An 18,092-nucleotide genomic window follows, 5' to 3' on the forward strand; every position below is an offset into this window, starting at 1 on the left:
ACTGGCGCGGTGAGCGCACCGATCATCACCGTCGCCGAAGTGCCGTGGGAGCACCCGCAGGCGGCCACGCTGCGTGATGCCCAGCGCGCCGAGATCGACGCGATGTACGGCCCGGGCAGCGAGCCCGGCGTCGCGCCTTCGGCCGGCGACATCGCCCTGTTCCTGATCGCGTACGTCGCGGACGAGCCGGTGGGCTGCGGGGCGCTGCGTCCGCTGGAGCCCGGTGCGGCTGAACTCAAGCGCATGTATGTGGTGCCGGACTGGCGCGGCCGGGGCGTTTCCGGAGCGGTCCTGGCGGCGCTGGAGCAGGCGGCGGTAGTGCGCGGCTGGCGCACGCTCCGGTTGGAGACCGGGCCCAAGCAGGCCGCCGCGATCCGCTTCTACGAGCGCTCCGGGTACGTGCCGATCCCGGGTTTCGGGGCGTATGCGGATGAGCCGACGTCTCACTGCTACCAGAGAGAGCTGTAGCGAGTTCGGGGACCGTTTCCTTCAGGGGCGGCACTCCGGGTTACGATGGGGCTTCGTATCCCGTCCACGCGCGACGCCGCGCCATGACTCGAGGCTGCCGGGCCGGCAGCGCCGCAAGGAGACCAGCAGTGAAGAGCGCTGTCGAGACCCTGGACCCGACTCGGGTCCGGCTCACCGTTGAGGTCCCGTTCGAGGAGCTCAAGCCGAGCCTCGACGCGGCCTACAAGAAGATCGCCGAGCAGGTCTCGATCCCGGGCTTCCGCAAGGGCAAGGTCCCGGCCGCGGTCATCGACCAGCGTTTCGGCCGCGGCGCCGCGCTGGAGGAGGCCATCAACTCCTCGCTGCCGCAGTTCTACGGCCAGGCCGTCGAGGAGAACAAGATCGAGGTCGTCGGCCAGCCCGACGTGGACCTGGCCGAGTTCGAGCCGGGCCAGGACCTGAAGTTCACCGCCGAGGTGGACGTGCGCCCCGAGTTCGACGTGCCGGCCTACGACGACATCGAGGTCGAGGTCGAGGACGCGACGGTGGCCGACGAGGCCGTGGACGAGCGCATCGAGGACATCCGCAAGCGCTTCGGCTCGCTCAAGGAGGTCGAGCGGGAGGTCGCCGACGGCGACTTCGTCACGCTGGACCTGGCCGCCTCGATCGACGGCGAGGTGCTGGAGGACGGCACCGCCAAGGGCATGAGCTACGAGGTCGGCTCCACCCAGCTCATCGAGGGCACCGACGAGGCGATCATCGGCAAGAAGGCCGGCGAGACCGCCACCTTCACCTCCAAGCTGCTCGGCGGCTCGCACGCCGGCGAGGACGCGACCATCGAGGTCACCGTCACCGCGGTCAAGGAGCGCGAGCTGCCCGAGCTCGACGACGAGTTCGCCCAGCTGGCCAGCGAGTTCGACACCATGGAGGAGTTCCGCGCCAACGTCCGCGAGACGTTGGAGCGCTCCGAGCAGTTCGAGCAGGTCGCCTCGGCCCGGGACAAGGTGCTGGAGGTCCTGCTGGAGCGCGTGGACATCCCGCTGCCGAAGTCGGTCGTGGACGCCGAGCTGGCCTGGCGCAACGAGGCCCTGGACCGCCAGATCGCGATGGGCGGCATGACCCGCGAGGGCTTCTTCAAGCTGCAGGAGAAGACCGAGGACGAGTACAACGCCGAGCTCGCCGACGAGGTGCGCGACGGGGTCAAGGCCCAGTTCATCCTGGACAAGCTGGCCAACGCCGAGGAGATCTCGGTGAACGAGGGCGAGCTGACCAACCACCTCATCCAGCGCGCGTCCCAGGCCGGCATGCGCCCGGACGAGTTCGCCCAGCAGATCTCCTCGGCCGGGCAGATCCCGGCCCTGGTCGGCGAGGTGCGCCGGGGCAAGGCGCTGAACCTGGTGCTGGAGGCCGCGAAGGTCAAGGACGCCGCCGGCAACGAGGTCGACGTCAAGAAGATCAACGCCCCCGACGTCGAGGACACCGACGGCGAGAACCCGGACAGCCACGGCCGCGCGCCCGAGGACGAGCACTACGGCCACAAGCACGACTGATCGAACAGCCGGGTGTCGAACACCCGGTACGACGAAAGCCCCGCTCCTGCGCAGGACGCGGGGCTTTCGCGTATGCCGTCAGCGAACAAGGGCCGGGCCGCCGACGCCGTGGGGGACCGGGGCGTTAGGGTCGTCCTAGGACCGGCGGCGATCACGAGTCGAGGGTGTCACAGGGCTCGACGGTGCTCGTTGTACCGGTCCGCGCATTCCGCTTCCGACGAACCAGGCAGGGTGAACCTATGACGACGCCGCTGACCCCGATGGCCCGTGCGGGCGTTGACAGCCCGCTCGGCCTGAGCGACCAGGTCTACAACCGGCTGCTGCGCAACCGGATCATCTTCCTGGGCACCCAGGTCGACGACGACATCGCCAACTCGCTGTGTGCCCAGTTGCTGTTGCTGACCGCCGAGGACAGCGACAAGGAGATCTACTTCTACATCAACAGCCCCGGCGGCTCGGTCTCGGCCGGCCTGGCGATCTACGACACGATGATGTACATCCCCAACGACATCGTGACCGTGGGCATGGGCATGGCGGCCTCGATGGGCCAGTTCCTGCTCACCGCCGGCACCCCCGGCAAGCGCTTCGCGCTGCCGAACACCGAGATCCTGCTGCACCAGGGCTCCGCGGGCATCGGGGGCTCCGCGGCGGACATCCGGATCCAGGCCGAGCGCCTGCTGCGCAGCAAGAAGCGGATGGCCGAGCTCACCGCCCAGCACACCGGCCAGCCGCTGGACAAGATCGAGCTGGACTCCGACCGGGACACCTGGTTCAGCGCCGTGGAGGCCAAGGAGTACGGCCTCATCGACGACATCATGACGCACGCCAACGACGTCCCCGGCGGCGGCGGCACCGCTTCTGAATTGCAGGCCTGAGGCTCCTCGCAGCTCCGCCTGACCCCTACCCGGCCGCCTTCTCCCGGAGGACCCCTTCCATGAACGACATGATCTACCGCGGGCCCGAGCACGACGCCCGTTACATCGTCCCCAAGTTCAGCGAGCGCACCAGCTACGGCTTCCGCGAGTGGGACCCGTACTCGAAGCTGTTCGACGAGCGGATCATCTTCCTCGGCGTGCAGATCGACGACGCCTCGGCCAACGACGTGATGGCCCAGCTGATCACGCTGGAGTCGATGGACCCCGACCGGGACATCTCCATCTACATCAACAGCCCCGGCGGCTCCTTCACCGCGCTCACCGCCATCTACGACACGATGCAGTGGGTCAAGCCCGACATCCAGACGGTGTGCATGGGCCAGGCCGCCTCCGCGGCCGCGGTGCTGCTGGCCGCCGGCACCCCGGGCAAGCGCCTGGCGCTGCCCAACGCCCGGATCCTGATCCACCAGCCCTGGAGCGAGGGCGGCCGCGGCGACCTGTCCGACCTGGAGATCCAGGCGAACGAGATCCTGCGGATGCGCACCGTCATGGAGCAGATGCTGGCCAAGCACAGCGGCCGCGACGCGGACCAGGTGCACAAGGACATCGACCGCGACAAGATCCTCTCGGCCGAGGAGGCCAAGGACTACGGGATCATCGACCAGGTCCTGACCTCCCGTACGGACTCCCTGAACATTCGATGACCGGTTGCGGACACTGATATATCGGCGGAGTGACCCGCCACGGGCCGTGGCATCGGATTATCATTCGATGCCACGGCCGATGCGCTCGCGATTGTCGAGCGCTCACGCCTCGCCGGGGGTATGAGCGGTACCGTCTTGGGGGACAGACTACGAAGCGCCTACCGGCGCCCAGGAGTGGGTCCAGCACCGGGATCTTCACAAAGGAGAAGCTCCACCGTGGCACGCATCGACAACGCCGACCTGCTGAAGTGCTCTTTCTGCGGCAAGAGTCAGAAGCAGGTCAAGAAGCTCATCGCGGGCCCCGGCGTGTACATCTGCGACGAGTGCATCGATCTGTGCAACGAGATCATCGAGGAGGAGCCCGGCGAGCCGGCCGCGGCCCGGGGCTTGGCGGAGCTGCCCAAGCCCAAGGAGATCTACGACTTCCTCGACGAGTACGTCATCGGCCAGGAGAACGCCAAGAAGAGCCTGTCGGTGGCGGTCTACAACCACTACAAGCGGGTGCAGGCCGGGGACTACCAGCGCGAGCGCGGCGGACGCCGCGGCGAGCAGATCGAGCTGGCCAAGTCCAACATCCTGCTCCTGGGCCCCACCGGCTGCGGCAAGACCTACCTGGCGCAGACCCTGGCCCGGATGCTCAACGTGCCGTTCGCCATCGCGGACGCCACGGCGCTGACCGAGGCCGGGTACGTCGGCGAGGACGTCGAGAACATCCTGCTCAAGCTGATCCAGGCGGCGGACTACGACATCAAGAAGGCCGAGAGCGGGATCATCTACATCGATGAGATCGACAAGATCGCCCGCAAGGCCGAGAACCCGTCGATCACCCGCGACGTCTCCGGCGAGGGTGTACAGCAGGCGCTGCTGAAGATCCTCGAAGGCACGGTCTCCTCGGTGCCGCCGCAGGGCGGGCGCAAGCACCCGCACCAGGAGTTCCTGCAGATCGACACCACCAACGTGCTGTTCATCGTCGCCGGGGCCTTCGAGGGCCTGGACAAGATCGTGGACTCCCGGGTGAACAAGCGCGGCATGGGCTTCACCGCCCAACTCCGCTCCCGCTACGACGTCGACACCACCGACGTGTTCGCCGACGTGCTGCCCGAGGACCTGCTGAAGTACGGCATGATCCCGGAGTTCGTCGGGCGCCTGCCCGTGGTCACCTCGGTCCACAAGCTGGACCGCGCGGCCCTGGTCCGGATCCTGGTCGAGCCGCGCAACGCGCTGATCAAGCAGTACCAGCGGCTGATGGAGCTCGACGGGGTGGAGCTGGTCTTCGAGGACGACGCCGTCGAGGCCATCGCCGACCAGGCGATCCTGCGCGGCACCGGCGCCCGCGGACTGCGCGCGATCATGGAGGAGGTGCTGATGTCGGTGATGTACGAGGTCCCCAGCCACTCCGACGTCGGCACCGTGGTCATCACCGGCGAGGTGGTGCGCGAGCACGTGCTGCCCACGCTGGTGCCGCGGGACCAGCGCGCTCTGAACGAGCACGGCCGGCGGACCGGGACGCAGCAGAACCTGAACGAGCGGCGGGACCGGTCGGCTTAGGTTCGGCGCACCTGTCTTGTAAGCAGGCGGTTGGCGGTTCGCTTCGGCGAGCCGCCAATTTCGTTCTGCGGTAGGAATCGATTCCTACCGGGGTAGGATAGGGGTATGGCGACCAAGTTGAGCATCTCCCTGCCGGACGACGATGTGGCGTTCCTGGACGAGCTGAACGCCGCGTCCCGCTCCGCGGCTGTCCACAAGGCCATCGACCTGGCCCGCTCCCTGCGCCTGGTCGACGACTACGCCGCCGCGTACGACGAATGGGTCGGCTCTGGGGACGCCGAGCTGTGGGACACCGTGCTCGGTGACGGGCTCACAGACGTTGAGTAGTTCCGTGCCCGCCATGCGCCGCGGCGACGTGTTCTGGGTCGATCTGGACCCGGCGCGCGGCAGCGAGGCCCCCAAGAGCCGCCCGGCCGTCATCGTCTCCAACGACGGCGCGAACACCGCCACGCACCGCCACGGCCGGGGCGTCGTCACGGTCGTCCCCGTCACCTCGAACACCGCGCGCGTCTACCCGTTCCAGGTCCTCATCAAGGCCGCCGACCACCCGGGACTGCGCGCCGACTCCAAGGCCCAGGCCGAGCAGGTCCGCACCGTCGACGTCTCCCGCATCGGCCGGCGGATCACAGCCCTGAATCCGGAGACCGTGAAGCGTCTCGACGCCGCGCTGCGTCTGCACCTCGCGCTGTAGTCCGATACTCGGCGGAAACGCCTCCTGGGCACCGATAAGCTTGTCTGCGTGAATGAAACCACCACTCCAGCCGCCCAGGGCGCTGCTGACAGCGCCGCCACCACTCTGCCGACCGCGTACGCGCCGGTAGAGGTAGAGGGCGAGCTGTACGAGCGGTGGGTAAAGAACGGCTACTTCACGGCCGACGCGGCCTCCGACAAGGAGCCGTTCACCATCGTCATCCCGCCGCCGAACGTGACCGGGTCGCTGCACGTGGGCCACGCGCTCAACCAGTCGATCCAGGACGCGATCATCCGGCGCAAGCGGATGCAGGGCTACGAGGCCCTGTACCTGCCCGGGATGGACCACGCCGGCATCGCCACCCAGAACGCGGTGGAGCGCGAGCTGGCCAAGGACGGCCTGTCCCGGCACGATCTGGGCCGCGAGGCCTTCGTGAAGAAGGTCTGGGAGTGGAAGGCCGAGTACGGCGGCAAGATCCTGGGCCAGCAGCGCCGGCTCGGTATCTCCCTGGACTGGTCGCGCGAGCGCTTCACCATGGACGAGGGCCTGTCGCGGGCCGTGCAGACCATCTTCAAGAAGATGTACGACGACGGTCTGATCTACCGCGCCGAGCGCATCATCAACTGGTGCCCGCGCTGTCTGACTGCGCTGTCCGACATCGAGGTGGACCACCACGACGAGCCGGGCGAGCTGGTGTCGATCCGCTACGGCGACGGCGAGGACTCCATCGTGGTGGCGACCTCGCGCGCCGAGACGATGCTCGGCGACACCGCGGTGGCCGTGCACCCCGACGACGAGCGCTACCAGCACCTGATCGGCAAGGAAGTGGCGCTGCCGCTGACCGACCGCCGGATTCCGATCGTGGCCGACGAGCACGTGGACCCGGCCTTCGGCACCGGCGCGGTGAAGGTGACCCCGGCGCACGACCCGAACGACTTCGAGATCGGCCGCCGGCACAACCTGCCGATGCCCACGATCCTGGACGAGCACGCGAACATCACCGTGCACGGCCCGTTCCTGGGCATGGACCGCTTCGAGGCCCGCCCGGCCGTGGTCCGCGCGCTGCGCGAGGACGGCCGCATCGTCGGCCAGAAGCAGCTCCTGCGCCCCGTGGGCCACTGCTCGCGCTGCGACACCGTGGTGGAGCCGCGGCTCTCGCTCCAGTGGTGGGTGAAGGTGGAGACGCTGGCCAAGGCGGCCGGCGACGCGGTGCGCGACGGCCGGGTGCAGATCCACCCCAAGGAGATGGAGCCGCGCTACTTCGCCTGGGTCGACAACATGCATGACTGGACGATCTCCCGCCAGCTGTGGTGGGGCCACCGGATCCCGATCTGGTACGGCCCGAACGGCGAGGTCGTGTGCGTGGGCCCGGACGAGGAGCCGCCGTCGGAGCCGGGCTGGTATCAGGACTCGGACGTGCTCGACACCTGGTTCTCCTCCGGCCTGTGGCCGTTCTCCACGCTCGGCTGGCCGGGGCAGACCGCCGATCTGGCGAAGTTCTACCCGACCTCGGTGCTGCACACCGGCTACGACATCATCTTCTTCTGGGTGGCCCGGATGATGATGTTCGGCCTGTACGCGATGGACGGCGTGCAGCCGTTCCAGAAGGTGGTGCTCTCCGGCCTGGTCCGCGACCAGTTCGGGAAGAAGATGTCGAAGTCCAAGGGCAACGGTGTCGACCCGCTGCTGTGGATGGACAAGTTCGGGTCCGACGCGGTGCGCTTCGGCCTGCTGCGCGGCGCCAACCCCGGCGCGGACCAGGCGGTGGCCGAGGACTGGATCGCCGGCGCGCGCAACTTCGCGAACAAGATCTGGAACGCCACCCGGTTCGCGATGATGAACGGCGCGTACGTGCCGGCCGAGCTGCCGTCGGCCGACCGCCTCACGGTCGAGGACCGCTGGATCCTGTCCCGCCTCAACGAGGTGGTGGCCGAGGTGGACGGCCTCTACGAGGACTTCCAGTTCGCCAAGGCCATGGAAGCCCTCTACCACTTCGCGTGGGACGAGGTCTGCGACTGGTACATCGAGCTGGCCAAGCTCCGCCTGCCGATCGGCGCGGCCGCGGACGACCCCGACGCACAGACCACGCGCGCCGTGCTCGGACACGTCCTCGACGTGATGCTGCGCCTGCTGCACCCGGCCGTGCCGTACGTGACCGAGACGCTGTGGACGGCGCTGACCGGCCGCGAGTCGATCGTGATCGCCGAGTGGCCGACCGCCGACCTGACGCGGGTCGACCCGGACGCCGAGGCGGTGATCGAGGCGGTGCAGGAGGTCGTGACCGAGGTGCGGCGCTTCCGGACCGACCAGGGCGTGAAGGACGCGCAGCGGGTGGCCGCCCGGCTGACGCTGACCGATCCGAAGCTGGCCGGGCAGGAGCCGGCGATCCGGCTGCTGAGCCGGCTCACTGCTCCGGCGGAGGGCTTCAGCGCCACCGCGACCCTCGCCGCGACCGGCGGCAAGGTGGAGCTGGACACGTCCGGCACCATCGACGTCGCCGCCGAGCGCAAGCGGCTGGACAAGGGTCTGGCCGCCGCGCGCAAGGAGGTCGAGCAGGCGAACGCGAAGCTCGGCAACGCCGAGTTCCTGGCCAAGGCGCCCGACGCCGTGGTGGACAAGATCCGCAAGCGCCTGGCCGACGCCGAGAGCGACATCGCCCGCCTGGGCGCCCAGCTCGACGCGCTGCCCGCCGCCTGATCGGTTTCAGCGACAGCGATAAGGAACCATCGAGTTCATGGCGAACAATGTCGACCCGGAGCTTCAGGAGCAGTTCGAGGAAGTCGAACACGAGCTCCTGGAGCGCTGGCCGGAGACCAAGATGGACCCCACCCTGGCACGGGTGCGGGCCCTGACCGAGCTGCTGGGCGACCCGCAGAAGGCGTACCCGGTGGTCCACATCACGGGGACCAACGGCAAGACGTCCACCGCGCGGATGATCGAGACCCTGCTGCGCGAGCTCAACCTGCGCACCGGCCGGTTCACCTCGCCGCACCTGGAGTCGATGAACGAGCGCATCACCCTGGACGGGGCGCCGATCCCGCTGCGGCGCTTCGTCGAGGTCTACGAGGACATCCGGCCCTACGTGGACATCGTGGACGCCTCGCAGGAGTTCCCGATGTCCTTCTTCGAGGTGATCACCGGGATGGCGTTCGCGGCCTTCGCCGACGCCCCGGTGGACGCCGCGGTGCTGGAGGTGGGCCTGGGCGGCACCTGGGACTGCACCAACGTCGCCGACGGCCAGGTCGCGGTGATCACCCCGATCGACGTCGACCACGCGCACATCCTCGGCGACACCCCGGCGAAGATCGCCTCCGAGAAGGCCGGGATCATCAAGGAGGACGCGGTCGTCGTGATGGCCCAGCAGCCGCTGGAGGCGGCTGAGGTCATCCTGCGCCGGGCCTCCGAGGTGCACGCCACCGTGGCCCGCGAGGGCATCGAGTACGGGGTCGTGGAGCGCCAGCAGGCGCTCGGCGGCCAGCAGATCACGATCAAGGGCCTGGCCGGCGAGTACACCGACGTCTACCTGCCGCTCTACGGCGAGCACATGGCGCACAACGCGGCCACCGCGCTGGCCGCCGTCGAGGCCTTCCTCGGCGCCGGCCGGGCCCGCACCCCGCTGGACCCGGACGTGGTCCGCGAGGCGTTCGCCAAGGTCACCTCGCCGGGCCGGCTGGAAGTGGTCCGCCGCGGCCCCACGGTCATCCTGGACGCCACGCACAACCCGGCCGGCGCCCGCGCCACCGCGCAGGCCCTGGCCGACGACTTCACCTTCGACCACCTGGTCGGCGTGGTCGGCGCGATGCGCGACAAGGACGTCGCCGGGATCCTGGAGGCGCTGGAGCCGGTTCTGAACGAGATCGTGGTCACCCAGAACACCACCGAGCGCGCGATGCCCGTCGGTGTGCTCGCCGAACTGGCCGGCGAGATCTTCGGCGCCGAGCGGGTCCACGAGGCGCCCCGCCTGGACGACGCCATCGACCTGGCCATGGGCCTGGCCGAGGAGGCGATCCCGGCCGGCACCTCCGCCGGTGCGGGCGTCATCGTGACCGGGTCGGTGGTCACCGCGGGGCAGGCGCGTACCCTGCTGGTGCGGGACCGCGCCGAGCGCGTCGAGGACCGGCACACCTTCGAGGACGTCCAGTTCGAGGACGCCGAGAAGGAGGACTTCGACGACCGCGACCTGGACTTGCTCGGGGAGCGGCGGGGCGGCGAGCGCGACGACGAGTTGTCCGACGCTGGGTTGGATTCTGAAGACGAGTACGGCGGTGACGACCGATGATGGTCCGGCGGATGGCAGCCTCCGTGCTGTGCTTCGAGGTGTTGGTGATCCTCTTCTTCGCCCTGGTGGCGATGAAGCTCTCCGACCTGAGCTCGGGCACGGTCTGGGCGATCTGCGGACCCGGCATGGTGGTGGCCGCGCTGCTGTGCGGGATGCTGCGCAAGCCGTGGGCGTACTCGCTCGGCTGGGTGCTTCAGGGCGCGCTGATCCTCGCAGGCTTCGTGATCACGGACATGTTCTTCGTCGGGGCCTGCTTCGCGCTGCTCTGGTACTGGGCGCTCAAGGCCGGTCGGCAGATCGACACGGAGAAGGCGGCCGCTTACGCCGCCTATGAGGCGGCTCAGGCAGCACAGGCGGCCGAAGAGGCAGAAGCAGAAGCGCCGGCGGCGCAGGCGCCGGCCGCGAGTTCCTGAGCCGCCGCTCGCAGAGCTCGCAGAACGCGGGCGTTGCCGGCTGTTACCCGAGCCCGGCGCCGAATGCCACCACCACGCTGGCGAAGCGCTGACCGCTTCACCAATTCGGGCTAATCAGGCCATTTGCGCCATCCGTCCGGGTATTCCCTCCACATGCTCTACCCCGAGGCCCTGGCCGTGGACCGCCACACGGCGACCGTCGGCTCGCGACGTGATCTGCGCAACCGCCTGGTGGCCGGGGCGGTGGTCGCGGTCGCCGGCGTGTTCGTGGTCTACCTGCTCGCCGTGCGGACCCGGTGGGGGCAGGACTTCGAGAACGCGGCGCTGGCCGGCGCGCGGCAGCACCGCAGCGGGAGCTGGTACGAGGACGCCGATCGCTGGCTGAACCGGCTCACGGCGGAGAGCTTCGGGGCCTCGCTGGTCGTGATCGCGGCGGTCGGGCTGCTGCGGCGGCGGTTTCTGCTGGCGCTGTGCGGGGTGCTGACGGCCGGCGGCGCGGTGCTCGCGGCGCGGTTCATGAAGGGGGCGCTGCCGAGCCGGCCGGTGTTCGGGGCGGATGCGCTCGGCGCGATTCACGCGGCGGGCGGCGCGGCCGGTGCCGGTCACGCGGTCAACGCCGCCACCGCCGCGAGCGCGGCGAGCGCGGTCGCCGCACCGAACGCGGCGGCGCACGACGCCGTCGCCTCGGTCGCCGCCACCATGGCCCACGTCGCCCTCGCCCAAGCCACCTACCAGCCCCCGAACACGCTCCCCTCAGGCCACGCCGCGGCGGCGATGGGGTTGTTCTTCGCGGCCCTCATCGTGATCAGCCGCCGCTGGTACGTCCCGGTGACCCTGCTCGTGCTGCCCGGCGCGGCGCTGGCCGGCGTGGCGACCGTGGCGGCCGACTGGCACCGGCTCTCCGACACCGTCGCCGCCGACCTGCTCGCGCTGGCCGTCGGACTGCTCGGCCTGGCCGTCGTGGCGCAGATCGGCCTGGTGCGTCCGGAGCCGTCACTCGGTCGGAGCAGCCTGGGCCAGCGCCTGCTCTACGCCGCGCTGCTCAGCATCGCGACCGTCTCGCTGGCCGTCGGCCTCGCCTTCTTCGCGCGCTACCACAGCGCGACCTCGGCCCTGGGCCGCGAGGACGCCGCGTACTGGTCCGCGCAGGCGCTCGCCCTCGGCGCGGCGGTCACCGCGGCCGGGATGATGCTCGCGGTGTGCCGGAACCTGGAGTCGGTGGGGACGCGCCCGCCGCCCAGATTGACGATCCAGGCACCCTGATCACCCGTGTGGCGCGCGCCCCGCGCAATGCCGCACTCTGGCCGTCCAGGACCCTGACATAAGCATTCTCACCCGTTCGGGCGTACCGCTTCGGGGTGAATCGGATGCTCCGGGATCTATCGGGCATAACGCTGGTTAGGATCGGTCGCGGGCGCCGCACGTCGCGCCTGTCGCCGACTCGTAGGGCAACGCGCAACACAAGCGACGGCAAGACTTCTGCAACATCCGAGCGACGGAAGATGGGGATCGCGCATGGGCTCCGGGATGGCGGTCATCGGTCGGGACATCGCGGTGGACCTCGGGACCGCGAACACCCTGGTGTACGTACGCGGTCGAGGCATCGTGCTGAACGAGCCCTCGGTGGTCGCGGTGGACACCACGACCGGCGCGGTGCTCGCGGTCGGCGCCGAGGCGAAGAAGATGATCGGCCGCACGCCCGGCAACATCGTGGCGATCCGGCCGCTCAAGGACGGGGTCATCGCCGACTTCGAAGTCGCCGAGCGGATGCTGCGGTACTTCATCCGCAAGGCGCACAAACGCCGGTGGCTGGCGCAGCCCCGGGTCATCGTCTGCGTCCCCTCCGGCATCACCGGGGTGGAGAAGCGCGCGGTCGAGGACGCGGCCAGCGCCGCCGGGGCGCGCAGCGTGCACCTCATCGAGGAGCCGATGGCCGCGGCGATCGGCGCGGGCCTGCCGGTGCAGGAGGCGACCGGCAACATGGTCGTGGACATCGGCGGCGGCACCACCGAGGTCGCGGTGATCTCCTACGGCGGCATCGTCACCGCGCTCAGCGTGCGGGTCGCCGGCGACGAGCTGGACAACGCGATCATCCAGTACACGAAGAAGGAGTACTCGCTGCTGCTCGGCGACCGTACCGCCGAGGAGATCAAGGTGACGGTCGGCTCGGCCTGGAACGTCGGGGAGGAGACCCGCGCCGAGGTCCGCGGCCGCGACCTCGTCAGCGGCCTGCCGAAGGTGATCCTGCTGTCCAGCACCGAGGTGCGCAAGGCGATCGAGGAGCCGGTGACGGCGATCGTCGACGCGGTGCGCGACACGCTGGACAAGTGCCCGCCGGAGCTGGCCGGCGACATCATGGACCGCGGCATCGTGCTCACCGGCGGCGGCGCCATGCTGCACGGCCTGGACGAGCGGATCCGCGAGGAGACCGGCATGCCGGTGCACATCGCGGAGAACCCGCTGGACTCCGTGGTCCTGGGCTCCGGCCGGTGCCTGGAGGAGTTCGAGGCGCTGGCCCCGGTGCTGGGCTCGCTGAACAACCGTCGCCGTCCCGGGCGGAGGTAGTGCGCGAGCGTGCGTGACGACAAGCGGACGAGGCTGCTGCTGGCGGTACTGCTGGCGGCGGCCTTCGCCATGATCACCGTGGACGCCCGGGGCGGGTCCCGCTCGCCGCTGCAGCCGCTGCGCTCCGGCGGCGAGGCGGTGCTCGGCCCGATGACGCGCTCGGTCGCGGCGGTCGAGCGGCCGGTGGGCGACTTCGTGCACGGACTCGGCCACAGCGAGCAGGACCGGAAGCAGATCGCGCTGCTCAAGACGCAGAACGCGGCCCTGCGCGAACAGGCCGAGACCGCCGCCGACGCCCGTGCCCGGGCCGCCGAGCTCGACAAGCTGCTGCACGTCGCCTCGGTCGGCGGCTACCGCACCATCCCGGCCCGGGTGCTGTCCTTCGCCCCGCAGCAGCAGGGCACCTGGTCGGCGACCATCGACACCGGGACCCTGGACGGGGTCAAGCCGGGCATGACCGTGCTCGACGGCGACGGCCTGGTCGGCCGCACCGTGGCGGTCGGTCGCGAGACCGCGACCGTGCTGCTGGCCGACGACCCGCGCTTCACGGTGGGTGTGCGGACCCCGGGCACCGGCGGCGCCGGGGGCGGCCAGGTCGGCCTGGCCACCGGCGGCGGGGCCGGGGCGTTCAGCGTGCAGTTCTTCGACCCGCAGGCCGACATCCCGCTGGGCACCCCGGTGCTGACCTTCGGCTCGGCCGGCGGCACGCCCTTCGTGCCCGGCGTGCCGCTGGGCACCGTGACCTCCGTACAGCCCACGCCGGGGGCGATGACCCGGACCGCGATCGTGAAGCCCTACGTGGCCTACGACGGCCTGCAGACCGTCGGCGTCGTGGTGGAGCCGCCGCGCACCGATCCCCGCGACGCGCTGGTGGCGCACTGACCGCCGCCACCAGGCTGCCTCGCGGCTGCCCCGGACCGACCCCGAAAGAGTGTGACCCTTGAGACTCACCGGCTTCCTGGCCTTGATGTGTGGCCTGGCCCTGGTCCTGGCGCTGCAGGACGCGCTGTTGTCTGCGGCGCGCCTGCCGCTGGCCGCGCCCGACCTGTTGCTGGCGGTGATCGCCGCCATCGGCTTCGCCCGCGGCCCGCGCACCGGCCTGGTCGCCGGCTTCCTGCTCGGCCTGGCCGCGGACGTCTCGCCGCCGGCCGCGCACGCGATCGGCAGCCAGGCGTTCGTGCTCTGCCTGTGCGGCTACCTCGCCGGCCGCGCCGCCGGGGCGGTGCAGGGCACGGTCCTGCGACCGATCCTGGTGGTCGCGTGCCTGGCCGCGCTCAGCCCGTTCCTGTACGCGGGGCTGGACTTCGCGGTCGGCACCGCGCAGTTCCACGGCGTCGCGGCCGCCGCCGCGGCGTCCGCGCTGTACACCGGCGTGCTCGCGCCGTTCGTCATCCCGGTGGTCGGCTTCGTGCTCGGCCGCGGCGAGACCCGCGGCCTGCCCACCCAGCGCTCGCACAGCCGCCTGCCGGGCGTCAAGACTCTGAATCGCCGCGCCTCGGCCGGCAGTACGCAGGTGTTGTAGATGACTTCCGACGGCAGCCGGCTGGCCGACCGGCGGCGCGCGCGGCTGATGGTGCTGCGCGTGCTGGTCCTCGCGCTGCTCGGGACGCTGGTCGCCCGGCTGTGGTACCTGCAGGTCCGCACCGGCCAGACCTTCCGCGACGCGGCCGCCGCGAACGACGTGCGCACCGTGATCACCCCGGCGGTGCGCGGCGACATCCTGGACGACCTGGGCCGCCCGCTGGTCGACAACAAGTCGGCGCTGACGCTGTCCGTCGACCGCAACACCCTGATGGGCACCAAGGACCACGGCGTCTCCACGCTGGCCCGCCTGGCCTCGGTGCTGGGCACCACGCCCCAGGCCATCTCCGACCAGATCCGGCCCTGCACCGCGAAGGTCTCCAAGCCCTGCTGGAACGGCTCGCTGCTGCAGCCGGTCCCGATCGCCCGCAACGTCTCGGTGCAGCAGGCGCTGACGGTCTCCGAGGAGCACGAGCTCTACCCCGGCGTGACCGCGGGCCCGGACACCGTCCGCCGCTTCCCGGCGCCCTACAGTCTGAACGCCGCGCACATCCTGGGCTACATGTCGCCGGTCACCGAGAGCGAACTCGCCGCCGCGACCGCCAAGGGCGAGGTGATGCAGCGCTCGGACCTGGTCGGACGGTCCGGGCTGGAGGAGACCTACGACTCCTACCTGCGCGGCCAGGAAGGCGAGACGCAGGTCTCGGTCGACATCCTCGGGCACGCGCAGTCCACCCTGGCCACCCTCCCACCGGTGAACGGCGACCACCTGGTGACCTCGATCGACGCCCGGATCCAGGCCGTCGCCGAGCGCGAGCTGAACAACGCGGTGAAGCGGGCCCGCTCGCAGACCTCGCCGACCAACGGCAGGCCCTACGTCGCGGACTCGGCGGCCACCGTGGTGCTGGACGCGCGCACCGGCCGCGTGGTGGCCATGGCCAGCACCCCGACCTACGACCCCAACGTCTTCACCGGCGGCATCTCGCAGTCCGACTACGGCGCGCTGACCGACGCCTCGGCCGGCACCCCGCTGCTGTCCCGGGCCTTCCAGGGCCAGTTCGCGCCGGGCTCCACGTTCAAGGCCGTGACCACCGCCGCGATGCTCCAGGACGGCTTCGGCGCCGGCACCTACGACTGCTCGCCGGCCTTCAGGATCGGCAGCCAGAGCTTCACCAACTTCGAGGGCGAGGCCTTCGGGCCGATCTCGCTCAAGCGTGCCATCGAAGTGTCCTGTGACACGGTCTTCTACGGAGTCGCCTACCAGATGTGGCTGCGCGACGGCGGCCTGAAGCCGGTCGCGCACCCGCTGGAGCCCATCGCCACCATGGCGCACGCCTTCGGGCTCGGCGCGAAGACCGGCATCGACCTGCCGGGCGAGGCCAAGGGCGACATCCAGACCCGGGCCGAGAAGCAGGTCACCTGGAACAACATGCACAACATCTGGTGCAAGCGCGCCAAGGACGGCTACCCCGAGCTGCTGGGCTCGGACCCGACGCGGGCGGCGTACCTGCAGTCGATCGCCAAGCAGAACTGCACCGACGGCTACAAGTTCCAGCCCGGCGACGCCGTCATCTCGGCCATCGGCCAGGGCGGCGACCTGGTGACCCCGTTGCAGCTGGCCCGCGTGTACGCGGCCGTGGCCAACGGCGGCACCCTGTACCAGCCGCAGATCGGCCGCGCGCTGATCGCCCCGGACGGCAAAGTCGTCAAGGACCTGACGCCGATCGTGACCCGGAAGGTGCCGGTGTCCGGCTCGACGCTGTCGTTCCTGGAGGACGCGCTGCACGGCACCTCGATCGAGGGCACCGCGGGTCCGGCGTTCGCGGCCTGGCCGGAGAACGTGATCCCGACCTACGCCAAGACGGGAACCGCGGAGGTCTACGGAAAGCAGACCACGTCCTGCTTCGTCGCCTACGCCGGCACCGAGAGCGGGCCGCGCTACGTCGTGGCGATGATGGTCTCCCAGGGTGGCACCGGTGTCGGGACGTCGGGGCCGTCGGTGGAGGCGATCCTGGCCGCGCTGTTCGGCGTGGACATGGGCCACCCGGATCCGAACGGCACGCTGCCGACCGCGCTGCCGGTGGTGCGTCCCGACGGCCTGCTGCCGGCCCTCCCGCCGGCCACCACCCTGCCGACGCCTCCGCCGCCGTCGGCGTCGCCCACCACGAAGCAGTGAGAGCGCCGTGACCCTGAACCCCGCGATCTACAAGGGCCCGGCGGCGATGCCGGTGGCCGAGAGCCGGCGCCGCGCCAGCCGGCTGCGCCGCTTCGACTGGACGCTGCTGGCCGCCGCGCTGGCGCTGTCGGTCTACGGCGCGATCCTGGTGTGGTCGGCGACCCGCGGGCGCACCAGCCTGACCGGCGGCGACCCGCAGTTCTTCCTGAAGCGGCACCTGATGAACCTGGCGATCGGCCTGGTCCTCATGGCACTGACATCGCTGCTGTCCTACGCGTGGGTGCGTGCGGTCACGCCGGTGTTCTACGTGCTGGCGCTGCTCGGGCTGATCGCGGTGCTCAGCCCCCTGGGCTCGACGGTCAACGGCGCGAAGTCCTGGATCGAGCTCGGCGGCGGCTTCTCCATCCAGCCCGCCGAGTACACCAAGGTCGCGGTGGTCCTGGGGCTGGCGGTGGTGCTGACGCTTAAGCCGACCAAGGGCGTGCTGTCCGGCATGTCGGAGCGGGACGACGCGGTCACCCCGCGCCGTATCGCGGCCGCCGGGCTGGTCGCCGGCCTGCCGACCGGCATCATCATGCTGCTGCCGGACCTGGGCTCGGCCATGGTGATCCTGGTCGCCACCGCCGGGCTCCTGGTCTTCGCCGGCACCAGCGGCCGCTGGCTGGTCGCGCTCGGCGCCGGCGCGGCGGTCGCCGCCGTGGCCGCCACCCAGCTGCACCTGCTGGCCCAGCACCAGGTCAACCGGTTCGCGGCGTTCGCCGACCCGCACCTGGACCCGCAGGGCGTCGGCTACAACACGGCGCAGGCGCGCTTGGCCATCGGCTCCGGCGGCGTGCTGGGGAAGGGACTGTTCAACGGCACACAGACCAACGGCCGCTACGTCCCCGAGCAGCAGACGGACTTCGTCTTCACCGTCGCCGGGGAGGAGTTGGGCTTCGTCGGCGGCGTGGTCCTCATCGCGCTGTTCGCGGTCCTGCTGCTGCGTGGCATCGCCGCCGCGCGCCAGTGTGACGACCTGTTCGGCATGCTGGTCTGCGCCGGCGTGGTGAGCTGGTTCGCCTTCGAGACCTTCGAGAACATCGGGATGACCTTGGGGATCATGCCGGTCGCGGGCATCCCGCTGCCGTTCGTCTCCTACGGCGGCTCGTCGATGTTCGCCAGCTTCATCGCCGTCGGGCTGGTGGAGAATGTGCGGTTGCGGTCGACCAGGCCGGCCATCACGGTGCAGTGAAGCGGGGGAGCGTCCCCCGGGCACGCGTTAGGCTGGATCAGCGGCGCCGTCAGCCCGCCACAATCTCCCCGCAAGCCCAAGGACGAGTAATC

General features: G+C 70.5%; 16 protein-coding genes. All 16 read left to right on the forward strand.

Features of this window, described 5'->3' with window-relative positions:
- Positions 1–9 precede the first annotated feature (9 nt).
- The 16 genes from ABH935_RS35695 (at position 10) to rodA (ending at position 18,000) form a co-directional block, all read left to right on the forward strand.
- Positions 10–468: a GNAT family N-acetyltransferase gene (locus ABH935_RS35695; protein ID WP_370382382.1), complete on the forward strand. Its 459-nt coding sequence runs from the start codon at positions 10–12 to the stop codon at positions 466–468.
- A 128-nt stretch (positions 469–596) separates the two neighbouring features.
- A complete protein-coding gene (gene tig, locus ABH935_RS35700) occupies positions 597–1,997 on the forward strand; it encodes a trigger factor (RefSeq protein ID WP_370382383.1) in 1,401 nt (466 codons plus the stop codon).
- A 239-nt stretch (positions 1,998–2,236) separates the two neighbouring features.
- Complete coding sequence (locus ABH935_RS35705; protein ID WP_370382384.1) at positions 2,237–2,872, forward strand: ATP-dependent Clp protease proteolytic subunit; 636 nt, start codon at positions 2,237–2,239, stop codon at positions 2,870–2,872.
- A gap of 59 nt (positions 2,873–2,931) precedes the next feature.
- Positions 2,932–3,576 (forward strand): ATP-dependent Clp protease proteolytic subunit, encoded by a 645-nt coding sequence (locus ABH935_RS35710; RefSeq protein WP_370382385.1) that lies wholly within the window; start codon positions 2,932–2,934, stop codon positions 3,574–3,576.
- A 216-nt stretch (positions 3,577–3,792) separates the two neighbouring features.
- Positions 3,793–5,124 carry an ATP-dependent Clp protease ATP-binding subunit ClpX gene (gene clpX / locus ABH935_RS35715; protein WP_370382386.1) on the forward strand — a complete coding sequence of 444 codons (1,332 nt, stop codon included), beginning with the start codon at positions 3,793–3,795 and terminating at the stop codon, positions 5,122–5,124.
- Between the two features lie 105 nt (positions 5,125–5,229).
- The gene (locus ABH935_RS35720) at positions 5,230–5,451 is read left to right on the forward strand and encodes an antitoxin (RefSeq protein ID WP_370382387.1); all 222 of its coding nucleotides are present in this window, start codon (positions 5,230–5,232) and stop codon (positions 5,449–5,451) included.
- A gap of 13 nt (positions 5,452–5,464) precedes the next feature.
- Positions 5,465–5,815 (forward strand): type II toxin-antitoxin system PemK/MazF family toxin, encoded by a 351-nt coding sequence (locus tag ABH935_RS35725; protein ID WP_370382452.1) that lies wholly within the window; start codon positions 5,465–5,467, stop codon positions 5,813–5,815.
- A gap of 48 nt (positions 5,816–5,863) precedes the next feature.
- Complete coding sequence (locus ABH935_RS35730; protein ID WP_370382388.1) at positions 5,864–8,512, forward strand: valine--tRNA ligase; 2,649 nt, start codon at positions 5,864–5,866, stop codon at positions 8,510–8,512.
- Between the two features lie 37 nt (positions 8,513–8,549).
- Positions 8,550–10,094 carry a folylpolyglutamate synthase/dihydrofolate synthase family protein gene (locus tag ABH935_RS35735; RefSeq protein WP_370382389.1) on the forward strand — a complete coding sequence of 515 codons (1,545 nt, stop codon included), beginning with the start codon at positions 8,550–8,552 and terminating at the stop codon, positions 10,092–10,094.
- Positions 10,095–10,105: 11 nt separating this feature from the next.
- Complete coding sequence (locus ABH935_RS35740; protein ID WP_370382390.1) at positions 10,106–10,507, forward strand: DUF4233 domain-containing protein; 402 nt, start codon at positions 10,106–10,108, stop codon at positions 10,505–10,507.
- A gap of 153 nt (positions 10,508–10,660) precedes the next feature.
- On the forward strand, positions 10,661–11,770 hold the full coding sequence (locus ABH935_RS35745; protein WP_370382391.1) for a phosphatase PAP2 family protein: 1,110 nt from the start codon (positions 10,661–10,663) through the stop codon (positions 11,768–11,770).
- Positions 11,771–12,034: 264 nt separating this feature from the next.
- Positions 12,035–13,072: a rod shape-determining protein gene (locus ABH935_RS35750; RefSeq protein WP_370382453.1), complete on the forward strand. Its 1,038-nt coding sequence runs from the start codon at positions 12,035–12,037 to the stop codon at positions 13,070–13,072.
- Positions 13,073–13,081: 9 nt separating this feature from the next.
- The gene (gene mreC, locus ABH935_RS35755) at positions 13,082–13,954 is read left to right on the forward strand and encodes a rod shape-determining protein MreC (RefSeq protein ID WP_370382392.1); all 873 of its coding nucleotides are present in this window, start codon (positions 13,082–13,084) and stop codon (positions 13,952–13,954) included.
- Positions 13,955–14,012: 58 nt separating this feature from the next.
- Positions 14,013–14,594, forward strand: a complete 582-nt coding sequence (gene mreD, locus ABH935_RS35760; protein ID WP_370382393.1) for a rod shape-determining protein MreD — start codon at positions 14,013–14,015, stop codon at positions 14,592–14,594.
- Positions 14,595–16,769, forward strand: coding sequence for a penicillin-binding protein 2 (gene mrdA / locus ABH935_RS35765; protein WP_370382394.1), 2,175 nt, complete (start codon positions 14,595–14,597; stop codon positions 16,767–16,769).
- 7 nt (positions 16,770–16,776) lie between these two features.
- Positions 16,777–18,000: a rod shape-determining protein RodA gene (gene rodA / locus ABH935_RS35770; RefSeq protein ID WP_370382395.1), complete on the forward strand. Its 1,224-nt coding sequence runs from the start codon at positions 16,777–16,779 to the stop codon at positions 17,998–18,000.
- The last annotated feature ends 92 nt before the right edge of the window (positions 18,001–18,092 follow it).

This window comes from Catenulispora sp. GAS73, assembly GCF_041262085.1.
Classification (GTDB): Bacteria; Actinomycetota; Actinomycetes; order Streptomycetales; family Catenulisporaceae; genus Catenulispora.

Excerpts from the sequence above, each read along its gene's own strand:
- ABH935_RS35750 (WP_370382453.1), top strand. The coding sequence starts at position 12,035 with ATGGCGGTCATCGGTCGGGACATCGCGGTGGACCTCGGGACCGCGAAC.
- ABH935_RS35705 (WP_370382384.1), top strand. The coding sequence starts at position 2,237 with ATGACGACGCCGCTGACCCCGATGGCCCGTGCGGGCGTTGACAGCCCG.
- ABH935_RS35735 (WP_370382389.1), top strand. The coding sequence starts at position 8,550 with ATGGCGAACAATGTCGACCCGGAGCTTCAGGAGCAGTTCGAGGAAGTC.
- ABH935_RS35710 (WP_370382385.1), top strand. The coding sequence starts at position 2,932 with ATGAACGACATGATCTACCGCGGGCCCGAGCACGACGCCCGTTACATC.
- ABH935_RS35720 (WP_370382387.1), top strand. The coding sequence starts at position 5,230 with ATGGCGACCAAGTTGAGCATCTCCCTGCCGGACGACGATGTGGCGTTC.
- ABH935_RS35745 (WP_370382391.1), top strand. The coding sequence starts at position 10,661 with ATGCTCTACCCCGAGGCCCTGGCCGTGGACCGCCACACGGCGACCGTC.
- ABH935_RS35725 (WP_370382452.1), top strand. The coding sequence starts at position 5,465 with ATGCGCCGCGGCGACGTGTTCTGGGTCGATCTGGACCCGGCGCGCGGC.
- mrdA (WP_370382394.1), top strand. The coding sequence starts at position 14,595 with ATGACTTCCGACGGCAGCCGGCTGGCCGACCGGCGGCGCGCGCGGCTG.
- ABH935_RS35740 (WP_370382390.1), top strand. The coding sequence starts at position 10,106 with ATGGCAGCCTCCGTGCTGTGCTTCGAGGTGTTGGTGATCCTCTTCTTC.